The following is a 1,227-nucleotide window of genomic DNA, read 5'->3' on the forward strand; positions in this document are numbered from 1 at the left end:
ATGGCAAAGGAAAAGTTTGAGCGTAATAAGCCGCACGTCAACATCGGCACGATTGGGCACGTTGACCACGGTAAAACCACGCTGACCGCAGCAATCACCAAGTATTTCGGTGACTTCAAAGCGTATGACCAGATTGACGGCGCGCCTGAAGAAAAAGCACGTGGCATCACCATCTCGACCGCCCACGTGGAATACGAGACCGACAACCGCCACTACGCGCACGTTGACTGCCCCGGCCACGCCGACTACGTCAAGAACATGATCACCGGTGCCGCGCAGATGGACGGCGCGATCCTGGTTGTGAACGCAGCTGACGGTCCGATGCCGCAGACCCGCGAGCACATCCTGCTGGGCCGCCAGGTTGGCATCCCGAAGATGGTCGTGTTCATGAACAAAGTTGACCAGGTTGATGACGAAGAGCTGCTGGAACTGGTTGAGATGGAAGTTCGCGAACTGCTGTCCAGCTACGAATACCCTGGCGACGATATTCCGATCATCGCAGGTTCGGCTCTGGCGGCGATGGAAGGCAACAACCCGGAAATCGGCGAAGAGAAGATCAAGGAGCTGATGGCGGCTGTTGATGAGTACATCGACACCCCTGAGCGTGAAGTTGACAAGCCGTTCCTGATGCCGGTCGAAGACGTGTTCTCGATCTCGGGTCGTGGTACTGTTGTGACCGGCCGTGTCGAGCGTGGCGTGATCAACGTTGGTGACGAGATCGAAATCGTCGGCATCCGTGACACTCAGAAAACCACCTGTACCGGTGTTGAAATGTTCCGCAAGCTGCTGGATCGCGGTGAAGCGGGCGACAACATCGGCGCGCTGCTGCGCGGTATCGACCGTGAAGGCGTTGAGCGTGGCCAGGTTCTGTGTAAGCCGGGTTCGGTGACACCGCACACCAAGTTCGAAGCCGAAGCCTATATCCTGACCAAGGAAGAAGGCGGTCGTCACACTCCGTTCTTTGCGAACTACCGTCCGCAGTTCTACTTCCGTACGACTGACGTGACCGGCACCGTGACCCTGGCCGAAGGCACCGAGATGGTCATGCCCGGCGACAATGTCGGCTTCACTGTCGAACTGATCGCACCGATCGCGATGGAAGACGGTCTGCGTTTCGCCATCCGCGAAGGCGGCCGCACCGTCGGCGCCGGCGTCGTGTCGAAAATCATCGAGTAATTCGCCTAGGCGAATAGCTGCGGAAAGGGCGCCCCTAGGGGCGCCCTTTTT

1 protein-coding gene is annotated in these 1,227 nt (G+C 58.4%); it reads left to right on the plus strand.

The genetic code is table 11. From position 1 onward, the window contains the following. A partial coding sequence (gene tuf / locus RUE5091_RS22450; protein ID WP_058284175.1) for an elongation factor Tu occupies nt 1–1,176 on the plus strand: 1,176 nt, incomplete at its 5' end. Nucleotides 1,177–1,227: the final 51 nt, after the last annotated feature.

This window comes from Ruegeria denitrificans, assembly GCF_001458295.1.
In the GTDB taxonomy this organism is placed as follows: domain Bacteria; phylum Pseudomonadota; class Alphaproteobacteria; order Rhodobacterales; family Rhodobacteraceae; genus Ruegeria; species Ruegeria denitrificans.